General features: G+C 45.0%; 26 protein-coding genes. 16 read left to right on the top strand and 10 right to left on the bottom strand.

From position 1 onward, the window contains the following. Positions 1 to 4 precede the first annotated feature (4 nt). The 4 genes from RIF36_RS17395 to RIF36_RS17380 all read right to left on the bottom strand — a co-directional run bounded on the left by RIF36_RS17395 (position 5) and on the right by RIF36_RS17380 (position 4901). Positions 5 to 418, bottom strand: a complete 414-nt coding sequence (locus tag RIF36_RS17395; protein WP_350075517.1) for a DUF1573 domain-containing protein — start codon at positions 416 to 418, stop codon at positions 5 to 7. Positions 419 to 558: 140 nt separating this feature from the next. Then, positions 559 to 1656, bottom strand: coding sequence for a mannonate dehydratase (locus RIF36_RS17390; protein WP_350123274.1), 1098 nt, complete (start codon positions 1654 to 1656; stop codon positions 559 to 561). A 78-nt stretch (positions 1657 to 1734) separates the two neighbouring features. Continuing rightward, positions 1735 to 3408, bottom strand: coding sequence for an ATP-binding protein (locus tag RIF36_RS17385; protein WP_350123277.1), 1674 nt, complete (start codon positions 3406 to 3408; stop codon positions 1735 to 1737). A gap of 86 nt (positions 3409 to 3494) precedes the next feature. Then, a complete protein-coding gene (locus RIF36_RS17380; RefSeq protein ID WP_350093686.1) occupies positions 3495 to 4901 on the bottom strand; it encodes an ATP-dependent DNA helicase in 1407 nt (468 codons plus the stop codon). A 64-nt stretch (positions 4902 to 4965) separates the two neighbouring features. Between RIF36_RS17380 and RIF36_RS17375 the strand changes: the two genes are divergently transcribed. The 4 genes from RIF36_RS17375 (at position 4966) to coaD (ending at position 7561) form a co-directional block, all read left to right on the top strand. Continuing rightward, positions 4966 to 5517, top strand: a complete 552-nt coding sequence (locus RIF36_RS17375) for an NUDIX domain-containing protein (RefSeq protein ID WP_350149455.1) — start codon at positions 4966 to 4968, stop codon at positions 5515 to 5517. A 71-nt stretch (positions 5518 to 5588) separates the two neighbouring features. Continuing rightward, positions 5589 to 6179, top strand: coding sequence for a hypothetical protein (locus RIF36_RS17370; protein ID WP_350093691.1), 591 nt, complete (start codon positions 5589 to 5591; stop codon positions 6177 to 6179). Between the two features lie 6 nt (positions 6180 to 6185). After that, complete coding sequence (locus RIF36_RS17365) at positions 6186 to 7073, top strand: DUF3822 family protein (RefSeq protein WP_350123283.1); 888 nt, start codon at positions 6186 to 6188, stop codon at positions 7071 to 7073. A 32-nt stretch (positions 7074 to 7105) separates the two neighbouring features. Beyond that, positions 7106 to 7561, top strand: a complete 456-nt coding sequence (gene coaD, locus RIF36_RS17360; RefSeq protein WP_350093693.1) for a pantetheine-phosphate adenylyltransferase — start codon at positions 7106 to 7108, stop codon at positions 7559 to 7561. Here coaD and RIF36_RS17355 read toward each other — a convergent pair. Beyond that, entirely contained in the window at positions 7549 to 8235 is a 687-nt protein-coding gene (locus tag RIF36_RS17355; protein WP_350093696.1) for an NUDIX hydrolase, read from the bottom strand. The genes coaD and RIF36_RS17355 overlap by 13 nt on opposite strands. A gap of 198 nt (positions 8236 to 8433) precedes the next feature. On the opposite strand from RIF36_RS17355, the gene pyrE reads away from it, so the two are divergent. From pyrE to RIF36_RS17310, 9 genes are all read left to right on the top strand, one after another. Beyond that, positions 8434 to 9084, top strand: coding sequence for an orotate phosphoribosyltransferase (gene pyrE, locus RIF36_RS17350; protein ID WP_350123287.1), 651 nt, complete (start codon positions 8434 to 8436; stop codon positions 9082 to 9084). Continuing rightward, positions 9011 to 9961 carry an aldose 1-epimerase family protein gene (locus RIF36_RS17345; RefSeq protein ID WP_350149453.1) on the top strand — a complete coding sequence of 317 codons (951 nt, stop codon included), beginning with the start codon at positions 9011 to 9013 and terminating at the stop codon, positions 9959 to 9961. The genes pyrE and RIF36_RS17345 overlap by 74 nt, the downstream gene beginning before the upstream one ends. A 90-nt stretch (positions 9962 to 10051) precedes the next feature. Then, positions 10052 to 10516, top strand: coding sequence for a YHS domain-containing (seleno)protein (locus tag RIF36_RS17340; RefSeq protein WP_350123293.1), 465 nt, complete (start codon positions 10052 to 10054; stop codon positions 10514 to 10516). A gap of 231 nt (positions 10517 to 10747) precedes the next feature. Continuing rightward, positions 10748 to 11149: a response regulator gene (locus tag RIF36_RS17335; RefSeq protein WP_152000997.1), complete on the top strand. Its 402-nt coding sequence runs from the start codon at positions 10748 to 10750 to the stop codon at positions 11147 to 11149. Between the two features lie 123 nt (positions 11150 to 11272). After that, the gene (locus RIF36_RS17330) at positions 11273 to 12250 is read left to right on the top strand and encodes a calcium/sodium antiporter (RefSeq protein WP_350075539.1); all 978 of its coding nucleotides are present in this window, start codon (positions 11273 to 11275) and stop codon (positions 12248 to 12250) included. 218 nt (positions 12251 to 12468) lie between these two features. Next, positions 12469 to 13059, top strand: coding sequence for a TetR/AcrR family transcriptional regulator (locus tag RIF36_RS17325; RefSeq protein ID WP_350123296.1), 591 nt, complete (start codon positions 12469 to 12471; stop codon positions 13057 to 13059). 66 nt (positions 13060 to 13125) lie between these two features. Further along, the gene (locus tag RIF36_RS17320; RefSeq protein ID WP_152000992.1) at positions 13126 to 13359 is read left to right on the top strand and encodes a hypothetical protein; all 234 of its coding nucleotides are present in this window, start codon (positions 13126 to 13128) and stop codon (positions 13357 to 13359) included. Positions 13360 to 13377: 18 nt separating this feature from the next. After that, positions 13378 to 14631 carry an MFS transporter gene (locus tag RIF36_RS17315; RefSeq protein WP_350123299.1) on the top strand — a complete coding sequence of 418 codons (1254 nt, stop codon included), beginning with the start codon at positions 13378 to 13380 and terminating at the stop codon, positions 14629 to 14631. Between the two features lie 76 nt (positions 14632 to 14707). Further along, positions 14708 to 15022 carry an antibiotic biosynthesis monooxygenase family protein gene (locus tag RIF36_RS17310; RefSeq protein ID WP_350123302.1) on the top strand — a complete coding sequence of 105 codons (315 nt, stop codon included), beginning with the start codon at positions 14708 to 14710 and terminating at the stop codon, positions 15020 to 15022. Between the two features lie 36 nt (positions 15023 to 15058). Here RIF36_RS17310 and RIF36_RS17305 read toward each other — a convergent pair whose 3' ends face one another. From RIF36_RS17305 to RIF36_RS17285, 5 genes are all read right to left on the bottom strand, one after another. Further along, positions 15059 to 15835 (bottom strand): TIGR02757 family protein, encoded by a 777-nt coding sequence (locus RIF36_RS17305; protein ID WP_350123305.1) that lies wholly within the window; start codon positions 15833 to 15835, stop codon positions 15059 to 15061. Beyond that, a complete protein-coding gene (locus RIF36_RS17300) occupies positions 15832 to 16284 on the bottom strand; it encodes a PIN domain-containing protein (RefSeq protein WP_350123308.1) in 453 nt (150 codons plus the stop codon). Before RIF36_RS17300 ends, RIF36_RS17305 begins: the two co-directional genes overlap by 4 nt. Further along, entirely contained in the window at positions 16268 to 16483 is a 216-nt protein-coding gene (locus RIF36_RS17295) for a hypothetical protein (RefSeq protein ID WP_350123311.1), read from the bottom strand. The genes RIF36_RS17300 and RIF36_RS17295 overlap by 17 nt, the downstream gene beginning before the upstream one ends. 82 nt (positions 16484 to 16565) lie before the next feature. Continuing rightward, positions 16566 to 17633: a LysM peptidoglycan-binding domain-containing protein gene (locus tag RIF36_RS17290; protein ID WP_350123314.1), complete on the bottom strand. Its 1068-nt coding sequence runs from the start codon at positions 17631 to 17633 to the stop codon at positions 16566 to 16568. Continuing rightward, the gene (locus tag RIF36_RS17285) at positions 17611 to 18417 is read right to left on the bottom strand and encodes a DUF4905 domain-containing protein (protein ID WP_350123317.1); all 807 of its coding nucleotides are present in this window, start codon (positions 18415 to 18417) and stop codon (positions 17611 to 17613) included. The genes RIF36_RS17290 and RIF36_RS17285 overlap by 23 nt, the downstream gene beginning before the upstream one ends. Before the next feature lie 37 nt (positions 18418 to 18454). On the opposite strand from RIF36_RS17285, the gene RIF36_RS17280 reads away from it, so the two are divergent. The 3 genes from RIF36_RS17280 (at position 18455) to RIF36_RS17270 (ending at position 21795) form a co-directional block, all read left to right on the top strand. After that, positions 18455 to 19807 (top strand): NfeD family protein, encoded by a 1353-nt coding sequence (locus RIF36_RS17280; RefSeq protein WP_350123320.1) that lies wholly within the window; start codon positions 18455 to 18457, stop codon positions 19805 to 19807. A gap of 29 nt (positions 19808 to 19836) precedes the next feature. Next, positions 19837 to 20580 carry a 3-deoxy-manno-octulosonate cytidylyltransferase gene (kdsB, locus tag RIF36_RS17275; RefSeq protein ID WP_350123323.1) on the top strand — a complete coding sequence of 248 codons (744 nt, stop codon included), beginning with the start codon at positions 19837 to 19839 and terminating at the stop codon, positions 20578 to 20580. Positions 20581 to 20664: 84 nt separating this feature from the next. After that, on the top strand, positions 20665 to 21795 hold the full coding sequence (locus tag RIF36_RS17270) for a DUF3667 domain-containing protein (RefSeq protein WP_350123326.1): 1131 nt from the start codon (positions 20665 to 20667) through the stop codon (positions 21793 to 21795). Positions 21796 to 21801 lie beyond the last annotated feature (6 nt).

The following is a 21801-nucleotide window of genomic DNA, read 5'->3' as shown; positions in this document are numbered from 1 at the left end:
TTTTTTACTCGCCTGCTTCTTTCTTAGGCAACACATTTGTGGTAATGCTGATCCTTTCGCTGCTATTGGTAGCGTTAGAAATAATGGTAATCACCTTGTTTTGCATTCCCATTTTTCCAGTGCTATTGAACGATACCTTCACTTCTCCTTTTTCCCCGGGAGCAATAGGCTCTTTTGGCCAGCTGGGGGCTGTGCATCCACATGTTGTGAGCACCCTCGATAGAATTAGGGGCTCAGTGCCCTTATTTGCAAAGGCAAATACATACTCCACCTTGTCGCCTTGTGTAATGTCACCAAAATCGTGGGTGGACTCTTCAAACTTAATTTCAGGACCTTTCTTTTCTGCAGCCGCATCCTGCGCTTGTACAGCTACTGCCGATGCCAGCATGAAAACTACTAACCAAGCAAACTTTCTCATATCCAATTATATTTTGTAAAACTCATTTTTAATACACAAACAACGGCGTAGGTAACCAATAGTTCCCTTACTAACACCAGAGAAGCGTTTTTATTCACCCTCTTCAACAAAAGTAAATAAATTTCTCAGAGCAAAGAAACTTAGTTGCTCTTCGACACAGCCTCCATTAACCCCCGCATATACCCTATAGCATAAAGGTTGCCAAGAATACCATAACCAGGGTGATTGTTTTCCTCTCCCTCCATCGTCGGCACATGATCCGGCCTGATAGGCCCCTTGAAGCCGATATCATAATATGCCTTCATGGCTTCGTACATGTCAGTTTTGCCATTATCATGGAAGCTTTCTTCAAATTTCCATTTGTCGCCAATGATGTCTCTGAAGTGCACAAAGTAGATGCGGTTTCTGTTGCCAAAGTACCTGATGGCCGACGGAATATCTTCCCCCATAGTGGCAAAGGTGCCCTGGCAGAAAGTGAGCCCGTTGCTTGGGCTTGAATGCATATCGAGCATGCGCTTGAAGGCCTCCACCGACGTCATGATCCTGGCAATGCCCCGAATATTGGGTATTGGCGGGTCATCAGGGTGCATGGCCATTTTAATACCTGCTTTTTCAGCTTCCGGCATAATGGCCTTCAGGAAGTAGTCGAGGTTACTCCACATTTTCTCCGCAGACACTTCACCGTACTCCGTAAGAGGCTGGTCTTTTACGTCTTCGTAGTTAAAAGCGGTAACGAATGCATCTCCCCTACCTCTCTTGTCGACCTGACTCCGGTGCCAGCTAATCACGGGCATCCAGTTATAACAAACAGTATCGATGCCCGCCCTGGCACTGCTTTTTAAGAATGTGATAAAATTATCAAGCTCCTCGTCTCGCCCCGGCAGTCCCAACTTTGCTTTCTCAAGCGTTGGTGGCCCTTCCAATACCCGCAGCACCAATCCTTCCTTGGCAAATACGTCTTTCAGCCCCTGTATAGTCTCGTAGTCCCAGGGCTTTTTGCCCGGCACGCCAGCCATGCTGGGACTCACAGAGCAAACCGCTCCATCCACGCCCATTTGGCGCTGTAAAGCCAGTTTCTGAGGTTGCATACCGTAGAAGTAAGACATGCAAATTTGCAGTTCGTCTTTCACTTCCGGGTCCCTACGGCCTACTTCAGCAAATGCATGACTGCCTCCCAGACCGGAGAGGGCTGCCAGCGAGGCTGTACCCTTTATAAACTGTCTTCTCGACTTTTCCATGTTTGTAAAAATATTAGCTGCGAGCTTGGCTTAAGCTGTTAGGAAAGATAAGAAAAAGAAGAAACTTAGAAAGGTCAACTACTTATGAACGGTTCGAAGGTGAAGCGTGAAAACAGAACCCATACCAAATTCAGATTGAACAGTAATCTTCCCTTTGATCTTTTGTGCCGCTTCGCTGGCGATATAAAGCCCAAGCCCCGATCCTTTTGAGTTGGTAGTGCCTCGATAAAACATCTCAAAAATTCTTTTTAGAATCTCTGGCTTTATTCCCTCACCGTTGTCACTCACCATGATAGATACCTCGCTGCCTTTCTTTCGGGAGGTGATAGTAATTTTAGCCGGATGGTTCCCATTTTTTTTCCTATACGCAATGGCATTTCCAATCAGGTTGGCCAAAATCACCCGAACGCTTGTTTTATCATTGATAATCTCACCCACGGTAAGCGACGAGAAGTCAATCTCAACAGCATCGAATCCATCCATATAGCGAACGTCTTCAATGATATCAGCAATGAGTTCCTGCATGTCTATGCGTTGGTAGTTAGCCTCCACTCGCTTAACGTGCGAAAAATCAAGCACCTCCACAATGAATTGTTCGAGTTTCCTGACACTGTCCTCAATCTTATTGAAATAGGTTCTATGTTCCGCCTGATCCTGAGTGAGTGTGCTGAGATTAACCAGCCCTTTTATCGATTTAAGAGGTGCCGTGAGGTCATGAGAAACACTGTAAACAAAGTGATCCAGCTCCTTATTAGTCGTTTTCAGCTCACTGTTAGCCCTTTCCAGCCGAATAACCTGATCGGTGATTTGCTCCCTGGCGAAATTTATGTCATCAATCACTCTGCCAGTTATCGCTGAAAACACGTAAAGCAAACTGGTGCCGAGGTAAATATTGATCAAAACCGGATCAATCGTGTACTCCCCCATCGCCTCGATCTCCCTGACGACCGGAATAATATAGGCAAGTATAAAGATGAAGGAGTTGGTGAGCACCGCCATGCCAAACCCAAAACGCAAAGCAAACCAGAGTGAAAAAACACCATACACAAACCAGTATTGATCCAGGCCGACAAAAAATGACATCATGAAGATTAAAAAGTAGATAGCAATTACCAGAAGTCTATCCTTACCAGGGATTTTAGGGCTGTAGTCGTTGAAGTCGAAATGAATAGCGAGCAGGCCATGCCGCCCCATCACAGGTGTCAAAAAATATAAAATTGGCAGGGTTAGTCCAAAATTACACATAAACTCCCTGAGCCAGCCAAGTACAGCAGTGCTGGAAAACATCACAATCGGGAAATGGAACGTCAAATAGAATAACACCTTCAGAAAAAGGAAGGAAATGAACAGGGGAATAATTATTCCCCACAGCAAAAACAGGTTAAGGTTGTGTGTATCAGGTATCCAATACTTCCCATGGTTCTTTACAGAAAAGAGGTACCATGAAAGGAAGACAAATGATGTTTCAGGCAGCGCAAATAAGGGGCGGAAATACCAGGGATCCACGCCCCACAAGTACCCGCAAATGACCGCATTGATGTACACCATGGGAAGCACCCTGACCGGCCCCCACCAGTTGACAAGTATTATTCCTATAGCAGTGGGGAGGTAAATCAGAGCAGCCGAAGAAGAAATTCTGTATATCGACGACAGGTAGCTTGCGGCAAAAAAGATAATAAGAGGAGCCACCCACGTCCACCAGGGCAATATATTTCTCAGCTGACTTTGGCTGACTTTGTTATCAGTTTTCACACAATGGCCCAGGTTGATTGCTAACTAATATACCGAAAAGATACTATAATAACACACATCAGGCACCTCAAAAAGGCTTATGGTTCTTAGCCCCCAAAAAATTTAGCGTCAAAGTTAACAAGAAAGACTTCATCGGTGGCCCGTGTGACAGCCGTATACAACCACCTGACAAAATCCTGGTTTATCATATCGTCCTTTACGTACCCCTGATCGACAAACACTGCCTTCCATTGCCCACCCTGCGACTTGTGACAAGTAAGAGCGTAGGCAAACTTAACCTGAAGCGCATTCAGGAAGGGATCCTTCTTCAAAGCCTCTGCCCTTTCTTTTTTGTTGGCCAGGTCCTCATAGTCCTTCAGCACCTCCTCGTACAATTTCTTATGATCCTCCGGGCCAATAGAGGGCGTTGGCGCATGCAACGACTCCAGCAAAACCTTCGCCTCAAACTTGCCCGCATCATAGTCGATCATCCTTAATTCCAGGTCGGCAAACCGAAAGCCATACGCCTCCTGAAAACTGATGATTTTCATGATTTCCACGAAGTCTCCATTGGCCAAAAATCCGCCTGGAGCATCTTCAGGGAAATAGAAATAATTGTTTCTGGTGGCCAAAAGTATGTCGCCGGCATTGATCTCGTCTTCCATAAAGTGGATTTGACGCCTGATGTATTGATTGTACATCACTGCTGACTTATTTGATCGACAAATAATGATAGTATTTTCCTGGCCGAACTTGTCATACGCATACCTCAAACCCTCCTCCAGCTTTTCAGAGGTCATCCTGAAAATGTCTTTGAACGGCCTGGTAATGAACTTCGGAGCATAATCCTCAGCTTTTATCAACTCCCGAAGAGAGGTAGCGTTTTCCAGAATACCGGACGCCTTTTCCTGGCGAAGCACTTCGGTGAGCTCCACTTCCTTCACATCCACGTGAAATTGACTGCGCAGGTAAGCGCTACTCATGGCCGGCGACTCAATTTGACCAACGGGTGGGAGCTGCGCCACGTCACCTACCAAAATAAGCCTGTTAGTCTCTTTTTCAAAAACATACTCCATGAGATCTGCCAGCAGCCCATTTTGCCCAAAGTCGCTTTCATTGGAGAGCATGGAAGCTTCATCCACGATGAAGATAGTATCCTTTTGATAGTTTTTCTGTCGACTGAATTTAAGGTTTTGGCTACCTGGCTCCGAGGTTTGTTTGTAAATCACTTTGTGGATCGTGAATGCTGAGCGTTTAGCATAGCCGCTCATCACTTTTGCGGCCCGGCCGGTAGGCGCAAGCAGAGAATATTTTCGATTGAAAAGTGGTAGCACATTTACCAACTGGCTTACCAGGGTAGTCTTGCCCGTTCCCGCATAGCCTCTCAGCAGCAGAATCTGCGGGCCCGGCTTTTCATCGTTCAGCAGCTCATCCAGGAGACCCATAAAGGCCCTTTGTCCGTTTGTGGGTGCAAATGGAAACCGGCGTTCGAGTACTTCGGAGGGTAAGGGCAAATGAGTGGGTGGTTAGCTGTAAAAGCCGAATTTCCTCAATAGCCAGCTTAAATCAAACAATGAAATGAGTTGCTTACACAAAACCCGGCAGGTGCGTGTGGAATTTTCCCTAAATTTGAAGATGGATGTTAGTCAGGAAGTAGAGCGCCGGTATGGGCACGAAGTAAGAACGAGGGTGTGTGGCATTTGCTTCAGTGCAGACAAGCTGCTGTTAGTCAAGCACCTGGGCCTTACTTCGGTTGGCTTTTTGTGGGCGCCACCTGGCGGTGGTGTGCAATATGGCACCAGTCTGGAAAGCAACCTCATCAGAGAATTCAAAGAGGAAACTGGCCTTTCTGTAAACGTGGCTAGATTTCTTTTTGTCTATGAATATGTTGGAGCGCCCCTGCAAACAATAGAACTATTCTTCGAAGTTCAGCCCACAGGCGGAGACCTGTGCAGAGGCGTCGATCCCGAAATGTCTGATTCACAGCAGATAATAGATGAGGTTCGTTTTGTATCTTTGAAGGAGCTGAACGATTTTGCACCGGAAAGTCTCCATCACATGTTAAAGGGTGTTCACAACAAGGAAGACCTACTTCGTAAAACAGGATTTTTTAAATTTGAAAAGAATTAATAAAATAGCGTTTTCTATTAAAATCATATAGTTTCGTAAACTAATAACTTAAGCACTCAAATAGTCAAAAGATGAATACCACCAAAATTCTATCCATTGTAATTCTAGTTATTGCTCTAGCTTTAGGATATTATCTTTTCAGCAGTATCAAAACTGATATTGATACCACTGAAAGAATTGCCAAAACTGAGGCGAGAGTTATTAACAAGCTTAAGATGATCCGTGAGGCTCAGGTAGCTTTCCAGAAAGTGAATGGGAAATATTCTGGCAACTGGGATGAATTACTTGCATTTGTGGATACCGGTAGTTTCTACATCACAAACAAAACGGAGATTATTATCCCCCTTGACTATGGTGCTGATAGTATTTATGTGGAAATTGACACAATAGGAACAGTATTGGTGAGAGATTCGATTTTTAGCCCAAGCAAGTTTCCTAATTTTGACCTGGCCACACTTCCACTTATACCAGGAACTGATGGAAAAAGGTTCGATATGTGGGCTGACAAGATTGACAAAGCAGGCGTGATGGTTGATGTAGTTGAAGTAAGAGACATTGCCCCCGTTGATCCGGCAAGGAAAGAATCAAACGAAATCACTAACCGTAAACCATTACGTTTCGGTTCCAGAACGAATATTACTACATCGGGAAACTGGGAATAATTGCCTTTGGAGACTCTCGTAGCCAACTACAAGCTTTTAAAAAAAGTCAAAGACGCCAAGTTCGATGTCGATGACCTTCATCACTATGGCTTGTGTCTTCAGATTGGCATTCGTGACTTCCAGTTTTGTGTAGTCGACAACAGAGACAATCGATGTCTTCTTTATGAAGACTTTGCTTTTGAAAACGTGAAGACGGTCAATGCCCGTCTTCAAGTCGTTCAAGACCTCTTCGAGAATCATCACCTGCTCATGGCAGGCTTTTGGAGTACTATCAAGCTTTCGATTAAAAGTCACAAGTTTGCCCTTGTACCTCAGCCGGTCTTCTCAAAGGAGGGGCTTGTGGACTACCTGTCGTTTAACACCCCTTTTAATCCCAGATACGAAGAAGTGTATTTCTATAAGCACATTGGCACCGATGCTGTTAATGTATTTTCGGCTGACAAGAAGCTGATAGATTGGATCAGGGAGTTGTATAGCCAAAAAGATGTGATTGTGGTTCATCAGGGAAGCGCATTCATTGAGGGGATCCTCAAATACAACGACCACTCAGGCGAAAAATCAATGTTTTGTCTGGTTGACAAAGGCATCCTCCATGTGGTGATCACTTCTGACAAAAAGCTTCACTACTACAACCAGTTCGCAGTAAGAAAAACTGCTGATTACCTAAAATACATCATGCTTGTGTTTAAGGAAATGAAGCTGTCGCAAAAGAAGAGTAAAGTACTATTCTGGGGTGGTTTAACCCCACAGTCTCCACATATTCAGGAGCTCAAAAAGTATATCCGTGACATTTCTTTTGGAAGCCGTCCTTCCTATCTCTCTTTCAGCTTTGTGTTTGACGAGATTCCCGATCACAAGGGCTTCGACGTGTTCAACATTTTTCTTTGCGACTAATCTTGGCTAACTTTTAGCCAGAGACTTTTTGTATGCCAAATAAAACCGCTGTCTTTCCTGGTTCATTCGACCCCTTCACACTGGGGCATTTCGACATTGTGGTGAGGAGCCTGAAGCTGTTCGACGAGGTAATCATCGCTATTGGCCATAATAGTCAGAAAAAAAGGTATTTCCCGCTTGAGACTATGCTCAGCAAAATAGAAAGTGCCTTTGTAGAATACCCGCAGGTAAAAATAGTGACCTACGACGAGCTAACAGCAGACCTCGCCAAAAGACTGGGCGCTAAAGTACTCCTCAGAGGACTCCGAAATACGACGGACTTTGAATATGAGAATAGTATTTCTCAGGTAAACAGGTACCTGAACGACGAAATAGAAACCATGTTTTTGATTACTTCCCCCAAGTACGCCCCTATTAGTTCCACCATTATCAGGGAAGTTCATAAGTATGGCGGCGATGTAAAGGCATTTCTGCCCTACGAGTTGTAAGCTTCTCTTTTTACCTTGTAGAATTCCCGGGCCACGTGCCTGATCGATCGGTAGGAGTTGTAAAGTGAGGCCCTTACATCTCTTATTTCCATCCACCTGAGCTCATCAATGTTCTCCTCTTTTTGAGGAGTCATTTGGCTATCATCTATAAGATCCATGCGGTACCAATGGGTCTTTTTCAAGATGTACTTCTCGTTCATGATATAAGTGTGGTAGGTAGCGCAAATCTTCTCACCCAAAAGCACCTTCACTCTGCACTCTTCTTCTACCTCCCTCACGGCAGCCATTTCAGGGGTTTCCTTCTTCTCCAGTTTCCCTTTTGGAAAATCCCATTTACCAAGGCGGTGAATGAGTAAAATCTGATCTCCCTTTTCTACCACACCACCAGCAGCCTCAACAATATTGAATTTTTCCTTAAGGTGGTTGATGGTCGCCTTACGCTTGCTTACAGCAAATGTAACCGCATCGAGGTCTTTCAACTTCTTTTTTGTCATCAACTGAAGAAGCTTGTCAATGTCTTCCTTCGAAGCATTGACCACAAGCACATCGTCTTGCAGCTTTTTAGTATCGATGCCGTCTCGTTTTCCGTCAACGATATGGTTGTATTGCTCGAAGTTTTGCACTTCATCGAGCTTTTTTATGGAGACAGGAATATCGTTGATGAAAATCTTCATGTTGCGATCTTATAAGAGCCAATAATGTAAATTCTCTCCAATATGAAAAAGTTTTTTCTACGAATTCATTAAAAAAATCTACGAACCCGGACACATTGAATCAACACTGCAAGGTGCCTTTCAGCTATTTCCTACAAGGGTCAATATTTAACTTAGACCAGAAATGGCAATTTTATCGAGTATGGTTACTTTTGAAGCATGAACATTAAAATTGCAGACCCTTCCGTTGCCGCCGCAACTGCCAAACACCTGCTCAGCATTGGGGCGGTAAAGCTCAGCCCCGACAAGCCATTTACCTGGGCTTCTGGTTGGAAGTCGCCTATTTACTGCGACAACAGAATGACATTGTCCTACCCTGAAACAAGAAGCTTCATGAAGGAGCAGCTAGTTAGTCTCATTAAGAAGGAATTTCCCGGCGTCGGGGGCATTGCTGGTGTGGCCACCGCAGGTATTCCACAAGGGGCACTTTTGGCTGATAGCCTTGACTTGCCCTTTTGCTACGTGCGCTCCAAGCCGAAAGACCATGGCATGGAAAATCTCATTGAAGGAAGGATAGAAACTGGCCAGAAGGTAGTTGTTATAGAAGATTTAGTATCGACTGGCGGCAGCTCACTGAAAGCCGTAGACGCCCTTAGAGGAGTCAAAGCGCAAGTGCTGGGCATGGCAGCCATTTTTACCTATGGTTTCCCACAGGCGGAACAAAACTTCGTCAAGGCCGACGTAAATCTGGCTTGCCTGTGCGACTATGAGTCGCTGATTAAAGTAGCCAGCGATAATGGCTATATCAACGCCTCCCATGTGGCGTCGCTCGGAGCCTGGAGAACTGATCCCGCTAACTGGAAAGCCTGAACCAATGGACTATAGCCTCACCTCCTCCGATCTCGTGGTTGGCGTTAAAACACTTGGTGCAGAACTCTGTAGCATAAAAGGTGTAAACAATGGTGTAGAATACATCTGGCAGGCTAACCCAGCCGACTGGGGTCGGCACGCCCCTATTCTATTTCCCATCGTGGGCAAGCTCAAGGGCGACAGCTACGAGTACAAAGGGAAAACATACCACTTACCACAGCATGGTTTTGCAAGAGACCAGCCTTTTAGTCTGATAGAATCAACCACGTCAAAGCTGGTTTTCGAGCTGACGTCAAATGATAAGCTTAAGCTTGTGTATCCCTTCGGCTTTTCATTGTTAGTAACGTATGAGCTTTCAGGAAACTCACTCCAAATTTCCTACTCTGTAAAAAACCCAGGCACTGATCCCCTGCTCTATTCCGTTGGTGCCCATCCTGCCTTTCGTATTCCTATCCATCCCGAAGCAAAAAGGTCGGATTACGAAATCCTTTTTGAAAAAGAAGAGTCTGTGGTTGTCCACTTGATCGATGGAGGGCTGCTTTCTGGCAAAACGGAGCAGCTTTCTCTTAAGCAAAACAGGCTGGTCATAAGCGACTCCATTTTCAACAAGGATGCGCTTGTTTTTAAGGGGCTTGCATCGAAAAAATTATCATTGGCAAAAGCCGGAAAAGCGCCCTTCTTAAATTTCTATTTCGACGCCCCCTACTTTGGCATCTGGTCTAAGTCAGGCACGTCTGAATTCGTTTGTCTTGAGCCATGGAACGGCATTGCTGACAGTGTCAACCACAATCAGCTTTTGGTAAAAAAAGAGGGCATTCGACGTTTGAATGGTGGAGCGTCAGAGACGTTTAACTTTTCCGTGGAAATCATGGGGTAAAATGTCTGCCGACTGACTAACCAAACACTAAAGCGAACCAGAAACAAACTCCAGAAAGAGAGACACGTTTGAGTTTCTATACAAAAAAAGATGAAACTCTTAACACTCACTCTCCTCCTATTTGTTTTTCACACTGGCATTGCTCAAGATGTTACACAAAGAAAAAACAATTACAACCTGAGTAAAGATGGTGTCGCCCTATCTGGCTATGATCCCGTGAGCTACTTCAAAAGCCCTGAGCCAAAAAAAGGCGAAGCGAAATGGTCACATACCTACCAGGGAATTACTTATTGGTTTAGCTCGGCCAGCAACCGCACCGAGTTTATCAATTCACCAACCAAATACGAGCCTTCATATGGTGGATGGTGCGCCTACGCATTAGGCACTTCAGGCGAAAAGGTACAGGTGGATCCGCTCACCTACAAAATCTACCAGGGTAAGCTGTTGCTTTTCTATAACAGGCTTTTCACCAATACACTCACACTTTGGAACAAAGACGAAAACACATTTTTTAAAACGGCAGAGAAAAACTGGCCTACTATCATTAATCATTGATTTTTTAGAATATTATTTAGGCGAAAAAGGTGTAAAGGCGTGACTCTCACTTTTTCCTCTACAAAATAGCGGTGGTCGTCGAAATAAGCCACACTCAAAACCCTAATTCCTTAAGATTGTACATGATCGATGGAGATGGCTCCAGTATCCCGGTCGTATTTTCGAAAAAGCTATGGATGGGAATAGAGAATGTCTTACCAAAAGTTGTCCTATGGCCTCTAGCTTTACATCATGAACCGCAGAATAGAGATTATCTATGTTGTTGACGACGACGATATTTATCAATATGCCGTCAAAAAGAAAATCCTGAAGCGTAAACTTTCTGCTGAGGTAAATACTTTCAAGAACGGGAAGGACGCCATCCTGCATTTAGGTGAGGTAGTGAAGACCGGCGGCCCTCTGCCAGACGTCATCTTCCTTGACCTGAACATGCCCATCATGGATGGATGGGATTTTTTAAACGAGTATGCCCGACTTAGGCCTCTTGTAAAGAAGAAAATTCTACTTTATATCGTTTCAAGTTCAATACAAGACTCCGACATTGACCGTGCAAGAAGCATGTACGGTGTAACGGACTATATTGTAAAACCCATTGATGATGAACGACTGGACGATATTTTGATTCCAGTCTAGCAAATTATATTTTCGGGTATAACTGATTTTCTCTTCACATAAAAGAGAGAAGAGAGAAAGAATGTTTATTTTTCATTGCTTTTGAAAATTAGACATTCCTAAGCTTACTGATCGAACCTAACTATGATACTGAGTTTTTTCCTCCTCATTGTCGGATTTTTTGTCTTAATAAAAGGAGCTGATTTACTGGTAACGGGTGCCTCATCACTAGCCAAAAGATACAATGTTCCGGAGCTGGCCATTGGACTCACTATAGTCGCTTTTGGCACCTCTGCTCCTGAAATGGTGGTCAACGGAGTCGCCTCTTACGAAGGCCACACCGACGTGGTGTTGGGTAACGTAGTTGGCAGCAACATCTTCAATACTTTTTTTATCCTGGGTATAGCGGGTGTGGTTTATCCTCTCTCGGTACAAAAAAGTACGGTTTTTAAGGAAATACCCTACTCTCTTTTTGGAGGTTTGCTCATCTTGTTTTTCGCCAATGATGTGCTCTTGAACCTGGGAGAGGAGAATATTATCAGTGTAGTAGAAGGAATCATTTTGTTCGCTTTTTTTCTACTGTTTTTGGGCTATGTGTTTTTCTCAATGAAGAAAAGCCAGGATTCCCAAAGCGATGAAGAAACAAAGGTGATTGCCATGCCTAAAACCATTCTTTTTATGCTTCTGGGGCTTTTTGGGCTCACCGTTGGCGGTAAGCTGGTAGTAAGCAATGCGATCGACATCGCCAGGTACCTTCAGGTAAGCGAACAGCTCATCGGCCTCACCATTATGGCTGCGGGAACATCGCTGCCGGAGCTGGCTACCTCAGTAGTGGCAGCTACTCAAAAGAAAAGCGATCTGGCAGTGGGTAACATTGTTGGATCCAACATCTTTAATATGTTTTTTGTGCTGTCCATCAGTTCAATGATCAACCCAATTCCCTACCCGACCATTTTCAATGTGGACATGATCACCTTCATGGCTGGCACCGTCATTTTGTTTATTGCCATGTTCACCGGCGAGAAGAAAATCCTGGATCGCTGGGAAGCACTTATACTGCTGATGTTCTTCGTTTTTTACAACATGTATCTGGTGTATAGAGACCACCTGATTGCGGCGTAGCCACCCCAACCTTTTAAAACTCCAGCGTTACCCAACTGCCGGTTTCAAACTTCTATTGAAGTAGTCTATATTCCCTTACATGCCGCTAAGGCAAAAAAACACCAAGCCTTAGAGAAATGCGTGTTATCAGACAGCAGAGAAGTTCAACCGGTTCATAGCAAAAAATATTTTTCTTTTCGTTTTATAAATGAATGAACATTCATTTATGTTTGTAACGTATGCGAACAAGAGACGAGACAAAGGAAAAGTTGATACGGGAAAAAGCCCTTGAAATGGTCGCTAAGCAGGGATTCGAGGGTTTAAGCATGCAAAAGTTGGCCAAAGAGGCGGGCGTATCTCCGGCTACAATCTATATCTACTTCAAAGACAGGGATGACCTCATCCTTCAACTTTGTAAGGAAGAAGGCACAAAAATGATAGAAGCCACTTTCAATGGTTTTGATCCTGAGATGCATTTTGAAGAAGGGCTGAGAATTCAGTGGCAGAACAGATGCCGCTACTGGCTGGAAAACCCAATGAGTGGGCAGTTTCTGGAGCAAGTGAAGCATTCACCGCCTTACAAAGCTTTCTTCAGCCAGGACAAAGTCTTTCCAAGGCTGATGGGCCATTTTATGGCGAATGCCATCGCCAAAAAAGAAGTGATTCCGCTGCCAGCTGAAGTCTATTGGTCGGTTGCTTTTGCTCCCCTGTACCAACTCATCAAATTTCATCTGTCGGGAAAAGGATTGGGCAATAGAGGCCCGTTCGTTCTAGATGAATCAAAACTGGAGATGACTTTGTCTCTGGTGCTGAAAGCTCTTAAACCATAAAATGAAACTGATTTAAAGTAATTATTAATAACAATCGTCTATCATTCAGAGGACTAATTTTTTTCTATGAATTCTACTGTTACCAACGAGGTTCTTGTTTTCAAAACCAACATCCGCTACAAAAAGGATGTGAGCAAGATCATGCCGCTTTTGGAGTCGGACAATAGAGTGATGGAGTGGAATGTGGATCAAATGGATGTAGACAATGTGTTAAGAATTGCTTCGGGTGGACTTCATCCAACAGAGGTAATAACCATGATCCAAACAGCAGGGTACTTTTGCGAGGAGCTACCCGACTGACCCAAACTCCAATATTGAATGACAAAAGACTTATCTCCCAAAAAAAGGGTGTTCACGCAATACGAAACCTTTGTGATCGCCATATTGGCTATCATCCAATTCACAGTCATTCTTGACTTCATGGTGCTATCGCCATTGGGTGCGATGCTGTTGGTTGAGCTTGACATTACCACTTCACAGTTTGGGCTAGTGGTGTCAGCCTATGCTTTCAGCGCCGGCATTTCAGGTTTGCTGGCAGCTGGTTTTGCCGACAAGTTCGACAGAAAAAAGTTGCTGCTTTTCTTTTACTCTGGCTTCATTATCGGCACGTTGCTCTGCGGCGTAGCGCCCAACTATCACTTTCTTCTTGCTGCCAGAATCGTCACAGGCATCTTTGGTGGCGTGCTGGGCTCAGTGGTTTTTGCCATCATCACTGACCTTTTCAAGTTAGAAGTAAGAGGTCGTGTGATGGGCTTTGTGCAAATGGCGTTTGCCAGCAGCCAGGTACTTGGATTGCCGATAGGGCTGTATGTAGCCAACCTTTGGGGATGGCACTCGCCTTTCATCCTGATCGTAGGTTTGGCCGTCGGCACGGCCACCGTCATTATCCTTTTCATGAAGCCTGTTGATGAGCATTTGAAGCTTCAAACGCCCGGAAACCCATTCAAAAAACTTTATAAAACAGTTTCCCAGCCCGTTTACCTGAAAGCCTTCGGTGCCACCGCCCTTTTAGCAACGGGTGGATTTATGCTGATGCCATTTGGCAGCACATTTGGTGTCAACAACCTGGGCATCACACTCGACCAGCTTCCCTTGGTGTACATGCTTACAGGCATCAGCACCATCATGGTTGGCCCATTGGCTGGCCGGCTAAGCGACCTTTATGGCAAGTACAAAATATTCACCATTGGCACTTTCATAGGCATTGCTACGATCCTGATCTATTGCAACCTTGGCATCACTCCTCTTTGGGTTGTGATCATCATCAACATAGTCATTTTTATAGGCATCACCGCCAGGATGATCTCTGCTTCTGCTTTGATGACAGCCATTCCTGAACCAAGGGAGCGTGGCGCTTTCATGGGAGTAAATTCTTCTATTCAGCAAATATCAGGAGGGTTTGCCTCTGCACTGGCTGGCATTATCGTTATACAAACGCCCGCCGGGCCGCTTGAGCGATACGATCTGCTTGGCTATGTGGTTACCGGCACTATGCTTGTTACAATCTTGATGATGAGCGTAATCAACAAGATTGTGAAAGACAAGGTAAAGAGGCAAATGCAACCAGCCTAGCAGCGGAATCAACTTGACCTTCCACAAGGTTTACCGCCACCAATTCCCTAATTTGGCATAAACCAATGATGTTGTCATGGAAAGAATAGTGGTAGTTTGCTATCGACCTAAGCCTGGCAAGGACAAAATCCTTGAAAAGCTGGTGAAAAGCCATGTGCCTGCTTTGAAGCGAGAAGGCCTGGTGAGCGACAGGCTCCCGGTGACTATGAAATCTAAAGACGGAACTGTTATTGAGGTCTTTGGCTGGAAGTCGGCTGAGGCCATAGAGGCAGCCCATTCCAATCCGGTTGTGCAGGAGATGTGGAAAGAATTTCAGGAGGCTTGTGACTATGAAATACCTGTGAACATAGCAGAATTCAACGGCATATTTTCTGAGTTCAGCCCCCTGTAGTTACGCAATTTGGGACGGTTCGAGCGTTAAAAGAGCTTACGCATACTCAATCACTCCCATACCAAACAAAGCAAAATCGTATTTGACTGGATCGCTGGAATCCATTTGCCGTAGATTTTGAGTTAGTTCCAGAGCTGTTTGCCAGTCGGTTTGCTTGCGGGTAATCAGCCCAAAGTTTCTGGCCACCCTATCCACGTGCAAGTCGCAAGGACAAACAAGCTGCGATGGGCTGATGGTTTCCCAAAGGCCAAAATCAACACCCCGATCATCCTTTCTCACCATCCAGCGCAGAAACATGTTGATGCGCTTGCAGGCGCTTTTCCTTTTCGGCGTAGCGATATGCTTTCTGGTACGGGCTGGGAATTCGGGAAGGCTGAAGAATAAGTCGTGAAAGCCGATCAGACAATTTTCAATCGTCTCGTCACCTGGCTTCATAGAATTTGAGAAAGCGCTCTCAAGGCTGTCGTGGTTGGTATAGTGCTCACGAAAGAACTGAATAAAGTAGAGCAAGTCGGTGGTATTGAACGTGCGGTGTTTGAACTTTAGTAGTGTTTTTAAATCACTCTCGGAATGATTCAACACGAACTGATGAGGGGCATCATCCATCAGAGTGAAAAGCTCTCTGCACTTGTTGATGATGGTGACCCGCTGGCCCCAGGCCAAAGTGGCAGCAAAGAAGCCTGCAATCTCAATATCCTGCTTAGTAGTGAAGCTATGGGGAATGCAAACCGGATCCTTTTCAATGAAAAAGGGGCGGTTGTACTCATCCACCTTTTGATCGAGTAGCGTTTTAAGTTCTTTAATGTCGATCATTCGGCGCTCCGCTTATTTAGATAAGTCAAGAGGTTCGCTGTGGTCATTACATTGGAAACACCCTTCTTCAGTAGTCCTCCGTGTAACTTCTTGTCTCCTGTCCAGAGTTTAGCATCAGGAACGCTATTGGCCATTGCTACAAATAACAAATCATCGGCATCTATGTCTTTAACGATATCATAGGCGGACTTCAAAGCAGATTTTGACAAAAAGCTATCTGACAAGAAAGTAATGTCTCTGGTCACGGTAGCAATCAGTTCGGACAATTCATCGCTACCAAGATCCGTCAATTTTAATAGCTTCGGGAAGTGGCTCTCAATTTCGACAAGCAAGTATTCAGAAGAGTAGAATTCAAGGATTCCTTTTGAGTGAATGAGAAGGCGGCCAATATTTCCTGATGAGTTTAAGATGCCACTAAAGACAATATTAGCATCAACTATTATCTTCATTTAGAAATTTTGACTTATTACTTTCAAACCAGTTTTTGTTAATCGACTTTGCCAATTTATTAACGTCAACCTGCTTAACTTTGAACTTTGAAGTAATTTCCTGATAGCGCAAATAGCGTAAAAAATCTTCTATCTCTTCCACATTGACAGTTGAAGGTAGCCTGATAATTAATTCGTCTTTTGTTTTTTCAATGACCATATCTCCAAATATTTATTAAGATAAGAGAATTAAAGACGAGAACTACCAGACTTCAGCCTTATTCTCACTATCAATCTTTCAGTTACGGAACATAAGATACTTCAACAGGCACTTTAGGGTCAACTGACTCAAGCCTTTGAAAAGCTTTTTCCGAAAGCCTGATCAGCACCTTGTTGTTGGTTCCAGTGTCGGGCAGTTTGCCCACTACCCTCACATAGATAGATCTGCCATTCATTCTGTTCTTCACTTCCAGAATGGCGCCGATGGGCGCAGTGCGGTGCAGCGCCAGAAACTTCCTCGTTTCAGGCGAGTTTTCAATCACCATGGCAAAGCCCTCTTCCACCACTTTTTCGTAGCCTGCCACCGAGGCCGTATCTCTGGTGTAGCCTTGCTTGTTGATTTGCTTCAGCGAACCATTGCTGGCCTCGCTTACCACAAGTTCCTTTTTCTTCTCTCTCGCCGGTGTTTCTTCCGCAACCGCCACAGGTGCCTTAACGGTTGCCGGCTTCCCAATGGCCAGCTCCTGCCCTACCGACAGGCTGTTGCCTTTGAGGTCGTTCCACTTTTTGATATCGTCTACAGCCACATCGTATTTTTGCGAAATACTAAAAAGCGTTTCAGAAGGCGCCACGGTGTGATAGGTTAGCTGAGGGTTTTTCGGGGTGGCAGACTCAGGCTTAACAGGGGCTGTCTGCTCCACCGGCTTTTGGCCTTTCTTTACGACCAGCTGCTGCCCGGTACTTAGCTCGTTGCTTGTCAGGTTATTCAGCCGTTTGATTTCATCCACACTCACATCATATTGCTTCGAAATAGCAAACAGTGTCTGACCTGCTTCAACGGTGTGATAAAGCTGTGCAGAAGCTGAGCTTTGGTTCATACTTTTGTGGACGTCTCCCTTCCAGGGGATAGCGATTTCCTGGCCTATAGCTACACTATTGTCGCTAAGGTTGTTGGTTTTGGAAATTTCCTCCACGCTCGATTGGTATCGCCTCGAAATAGCATAAAGAGTTTCCCCCTGCCCAACCCTATGAATAACAAACTGCTTACCCTCTCTCTTTTCCAGCCGCACGGAGTCCATCTCCGCTCCAAATGAAAGGTTGGTGATCATGGTCAATAAAAAGACAGCCTTAAGCACCCTCAAATAATTCATAAACAATAAGTTGCGTTTTGTTTGACACAAATATCAATCTATTCTTCAGTACAAAGAAAGTATCAGCCGCAAATGCATCCAATCCAGTGCCAATTTTTTCTTCGATCACAATATTCCCTTCAGAATCAATCACGGATAGCACATTGGCATAAGAGCTTCCCTCCGAATAAAACCATGAAATAACGATCAGGTCTTCTACTTCCAGGTAGTCACAAGCACCAACCGCCTTCATATTTAAGTAATTGACAATGAATGACTTAACAGTTTCCAAATGCGGTGACTCACTGTCGTAGTGCGTTGGGTATTTGGCTTTTATCGACTGCTCCTGCACATTGGCATTATCAACCAAATCGGCCGCAAGTTCCTGCCCGGAATTAATTTCGTAGTGCTTGACAATACTTTCACTTTCACCATGCTGTTTACCAGACACTGACAGGCTATTCAATTGCAGCAGCTGAAAATTTTGCAGCCACCATTGTACCTCCATAGATTCTATGTTGATCGCTAAAAGCCCCTGCTTCTCCGGTTGCTGGCTATCATGGTACTGTTTTATCAACAACAAGTTGTCTTTTATCGTTACAATGCTCATCCACCATTCTTCCTCGAATGCATAACGATCAAACACCAATGTTTGTGTATGAAGGTCCAGCAAAGAAAAACTCACAGACGCCTCCTTCAGGTCACGTAGCTCCAGGGCCAGCAATCCTTTTTCCGGTTCCAGCGCCATTTGCCAAATGGGCTGTTCAAAATCATGGATAAAAATGGGTGATAAGCTTTGCGACACTTCTATTTGATTAACTTTACGTAAAACTATAGGTAATATGAACCTATTGAAATTGATGAACAAAAAAAGCGTATTTATCCTCCTGATGGCTTTGCCTTTTTTGGGGCTCGCCCAACAAAAGCAAACCAAGGTATTGAGAGTGCTATTGGCGGCAGAAATTGACCCACGCACCAACCGGCTGATGGAGCTTGCGCTCAATCAGGCCACCGAAGACTCAGTTGACTATGTGGTGATTGAAATGGACACCTACGGAGGTGCACTTACCGACGCTGATGAGATCAGGACACGGGTGCTTGATTTCGAAAAACCTGTCTACGTGTACATCAATAAAGATGCGGCCTCTGCAGGAGCGTTGATTTCTATTGCCTGCGACAGTATCTACATGGCCAAGGCTGCCAGCATCGGTGCAGCAACTGTAGTGACTTCGGATGGTGCCGCCGCCCCCGATAAGTACCAAAGTTATATGCGCTCCATCATGCGGTCTACCGCTGAAGCCAACGGCCGTGACCCACGGATTGCAGAGGCAATGGTAGACGAAACACTGGAGTTTGACAGCATCACACAAGCAGGCAAAGTGTTGACATTTTCAACCAGCGAGGCCATTAAAAATGGCTACTGCGAAGCCCAGGTAAGCAGTATTGATGAAATAATGGAACGCTCGGGCGTAACCGATTACGAACTCATCGATTTCAAGCTGGATGCTACTGATAAGATCATCGCCCTTTTTCTTAATCCCTTTGTTTCAGGCATCCTCATACTGATCATTATCGGTGGTATCTATTTCGAGTTGCAAACCCCCGGCGTTGGATTTCCGATTATAGCAGCCATCATAGCTGCTACGCTCTACTTTGTGCCTTACTATCTCAATGGACTGGCGGAAAACTGGGAAATCATTATGTTCTTTATTGGTGTGCTGCTGATAGCCGCCGAAATTTTCGTCATACCCGGCTTCGGAGTGGCAGGCGTGGCAGGCATTATATTCACCCTCGGCTCCCTTATACTCGTCATGGTCAATAACGACAACCTCGATTTCTCTTTCGTTGAATTAGACAGCCTGCTTATTGCTTCCGTCACAGCCATTATTGGAATCATGGGGAGTATTGTCCTCATGTTCTTTGGTGGAGCCCGGCTCAGTCAGTCGAAAGTATTCAACAGAGTGGCCCTGGGAACCAGCATGGACAGAAGTGCTGGCTACACCTCCAGCTTTATGAAAGAGCCGATGGTAGGCAAGACCGGGGAGGCCCACACCATTCTAAGACCCAGCGGCAAGGTATTGATCGACGGAGATGTATTCGACGCTTTTACCCGGGGCAACTACATCGACAAAGGGGCTAAGATTGTTGTGATATCTGACGAAGGAACTTCACTTAAAGTTAAAGAGGTTGAATAGTTTTATCGATAGTTTCAAAAACCTGTTCTATGCCTAACATCCTCGGCGTCATTCCTGCCCGTTATGCTTCCACGCGGTTTCCCGGCAAGCCTTTGATTGACCTGGCCGGTAAGTCGATGATTCAACGGGTATACGAGCAAGCTTCCAAAGCCAAGCTTCTGAATAAAGTGGTAGTGGCCACGGATGACGAAAGAATTCTGCTGCACCTGCAAAACATGGGGCTTGAAGTGGTAATGACCTCGACTAACCACACCAACGGCACGGAAAGGTGCCTGGAAGCGTTGCAACTAACTGAAGGCGACTTTGAATATGTGATCAACATTCAAGGCGATGAGCCTTTTATCGACCCGAATCAGATTGATACCTTGGCAGGTATTCTGAACGGAAAAGTGCAGCTGGGAACCCTCATCAAAAGAATAACTGATCCAGCCGTTCTCGATTCTCCCAATATTGTTAAGGTGGTGTTTAATAGAAAAATGGAGGCGCTGATTTTCAGCAGATCATGTATTCCGCACCTGCGGGGAGTTAGTAACGAAGACCGGCTCTCACAATTCACTTTTTACAAGCACATTGGCATTTATGCCTACCGGGTCGATGCTCTTGCGGCCATCACGCACCTACAGCCCTCCCCTCTCGAAAAAGCCGAGTCGCTGGAGCAGTTGCGCTGGCTTGAAAACGGCTACAAAATAAAGGTGGTGGAAACCGACCTGGAAACGATGGGAATAGATGCGCCAGAGGATGTGGAGAAAGCAATGAAACATTATGATGTTTAAGCACATCAAGCCTTCGACAGGAGCAATGGTATTTGCAGGTTAAACACCCAGTCCCTATTTTAGGCATCGACTAACCCAACCAACATGAGACGCAGACGTAAGCAAAACGCCTGTTTGAACTGCGGCTATCCGCTGGACACTGAGATATACAATTACTGCCCGTCGTGCGGACAAGAAAACACCAATACCAATATCTCTTTTGGCCAGTTGTTGTACGACTTTTTCAATAATGCCTTTTCCTTCGATAGCCGGTTCACCAATTCATTGATTCCTTTTTTCTTCAAACCCGGCTGGCTTACACTGCGGTTTAACGAAGGAAAAAGAGCCTCCTATGCTAATCCGGTTAGGCTTTATCTTGTCATCAGCCTTTTCTACTTCTTTGTCCTCAACATGGTGGGCAAAAAGGTTACACGAGACATAGAGACAAAGATGGCTCAGCAGGAAGCAGCAAACCCAGACCTAAATTTCTCTTTTGGTCCCAACTTGCTTACCAGCACCGACAGTCTGCACGTGATGGATAGTTTGAAAGCTGAGATTGCCCAGCTAAACCAGGAAGAACTTGACTCAAACACCAAGGCGACCATAGAGTCACTGGGGACAAAAAAATCGCTCGATCCGATAAAGGTTGATACTGATGGCGAAAAAGAGGGCAGTTTTTTCGGAATAAGCACCGAGAACTGGAATACTTACAATCGCCTGAAAGACGACAGGAAGCTGACAGACGAGATGCTTTACGACAGTTTGGATCTGACGGCGAATACCACCACAGAACAATTTTTGGCTCGGCAAATAATTCGGGTGAACAGGGGTGACAAACAAACGTTGGTAGAGCTGGTCACCAAAAACCTGCCCATACTCATGTTCATCATGCTGCCGATATTCGCTTTGATTCTCAAACTACTTTATATCCGGCGCAACATCCTTTACGTGAATCATATTATGCATGCCGTTCATTTGCATAGCTTCGCTTATATCATTTATGGACTGTCTCTAATTGTGATAATGTTAAGTGATGGAGAGAGCAGCCTTGGTGATTGGGCTGGTGGAATTGGCTTCACATTGGTCACCACCTACGGCTACTATTCTTTCAAGCGGGTGTACGGACAAGGTTGGTTTAAAACCATCACCAAGTTCATCCTTCTAGGCTGGATCTATTCCTGGTTTCTATTTATCGGAATCATGGCAGAGTTGGTGATTTCGTTTTTGCTTTTTTAGCCATTC

Origin of the sequence: Imperialibacter sp. (assembly GCF_040222815.1) — a bacterium.
Taxonomy (GTDB): domain Bacteria; phylum Bacteroidota; class Bacteroidia; order Cytophagales; family Cyclobacteriaceae; genus Imperialibacter.
Note: the sequence above shows the minus strand (reverse complement) of the source record. Positions and strands in the feature narration are given on the sequence as shown.

What these genes read in the sequence shown, in the direction of transcription:
- RIF36_RS17395 (WP_350075517.1), bottom strand. Translation starts at nt 418, where the DNA reads ATGAGAAAGTTTGCTTGGTTAGTAGTTTTCATGCTGGCATCGGCAGTA.
- RIF36_RS17390 (WP_350123274.1), bottom strand. Translation starts at nt 1,656, where the DNA reads ATGGAAAAGTCGAGAAGACAGTTTATAAAGGGTACAGCCTCGCTGGCA.
- RIF36_RS17375 (WP_350149455.1), top strand. Translation starts at nt 4,966, where the DNA reads ATGAGTTGCTTACACAAAACCCGGCAGGTGCGTGTGGAATTTTCCCTA.
- RIF36_RS17370 (WP_350093691.1), top strand. Translation starts at nt 5,589, where the DNA reads ATGAATACCACCAAAATTCTATCCATTGTAATTCTAGTTATTGCTCTA.
- coaD (WP_350093693.1), top strand. Translation starts at nt 7,106, where the DNA reads ATGCCAAATAAAACCGCTGTCTTTCCTGGTTCATTCGACCCCTTCACA.
- RIF36_RS17355 (WP_350093696.1), bottom strand. Translation starts at nt 8,235, where the DNA reads ATGAAGATTTTCATCAACGATATTCCTGTCTCCATAAAAAAGCTCGAT.
- pyrE (WP_350123287.1), top strand. Translation starts at nt 8,434, where the DNA reads ATGAACATTAAAATTGCAGACCCTTCCGTTGCCGCCGCAACTGCCAAA.
- RIF36_RS17345 (WP_350149453.1), top strand. Translation starts at nt 9,011, where the DNA reads ATGGCTATATCAACGCCTCCCATGTGGCGTCGCTCGGAGCCTGGAGAA.
- RIF36_RS17340 (WP_350123293.1), top strand. Translation starts at nt 10,052, where the DNA reads ATGAAACTCTTAACACTCACTCTCCTCCTATTTGTTTTTCACACTGGC.
- RIF36_RS17335 (WP_152000997.1), top strand. Translation starts at nt 10,748, where the DNA reads ATGAACCGCAGAATAGAGATTATCTATGTTGTTGACGACGACGATATT.
- RIF36_RS17330 (WP_350075539.1), top strand. Translation starts at nt 11,273, where the DNA reads ATGATACTGAGTTTTTTCCTCCTCATTGTCGGATTTTTTGTCTTAATA.
- RIF36_RS17325 (WP_350123296.1), top strand. Translation starts at nt 12,469, where the DNA reads ATGCGAACAAGAGACGAGACAAAGGAAAAGTTGATACGGGAAAAAGCC.
- RIF36_RS17320 (WP_152000992.1), top strand. Translation starts at nt 13,126, where the DNA reads ATGAATTCTACTGTTACCAACGAGGTTCTTGTTTTCAAAACCAACATC.
- RIF36_RS17315 (WP_350123299.1), top strand. Translation starts at nt 13,378, where the DNA reads ATGACAAAAGACTTATCTCCCAAAAAAAGGGTGTTCACGCAATACGAA.
- RIF36_RS17310 (WP_350123302.1), top strand. Translation starts at nt 14,708, where the DNA reads ATGGAAAGAATAGTGGTAGTTTGCTATCGACCTAAGCCTGGCAAGGAC.
- RIF36_RS17305 (WP_350123305.1), bottom strand. Translation starts at nt 15,835, where the DNA reads ATGATCGACATTAAAGAACTTAAAACGCTACTCGATCAAAAGGTGGAT.
- RIF36_RS17300 (WP_350123308.1), bottom strand. Translation starts at nt 16,284, where the DNA reads ATGAAGATAATAGTTGATGCTAATATTGTCTTTAGTGGCATCTTAAAC.
- RIF36_RS17295 (WP_350123311.1), bottom strand. Translation starts at nt 16,483, where the DNA reads ATGGTCATTGAAAAAACAAAAGACGAATTAATTATCAGGCTACCTTCA.
- RIF36_RS17290 (WP_350123314.1), bottom strand. Translation starts at nt 17,633, where the DNA reads ATGAATTATTTGAGGGTGCTTAAGGCTGTCTTTTTATTGACCATGATC.
- RIF36_RS17280 (WP_350123320.1), top strand. Translation starts at nt 18,455, where the DNA reads ATGAACCTATTGAAATTGATGAACAAAAAAAGCGTATTTATCCTCCTG.
- kdsB (WP_350123323.1), top strand. Translation starts at nt 19,837, where the DNA reads ATGCCTAACATCCTCGGCGTCATTCCTGCCCGTTATGCTTCCACGCGG.
- RIF36_RS17270 (WP_350123326.1), top strand. Translation starts at nt 20,665, where the DNA reads ATGAGACGCAGACGTAAGCAAAACGCCTGTTTGAACTGCGGCTATCCG.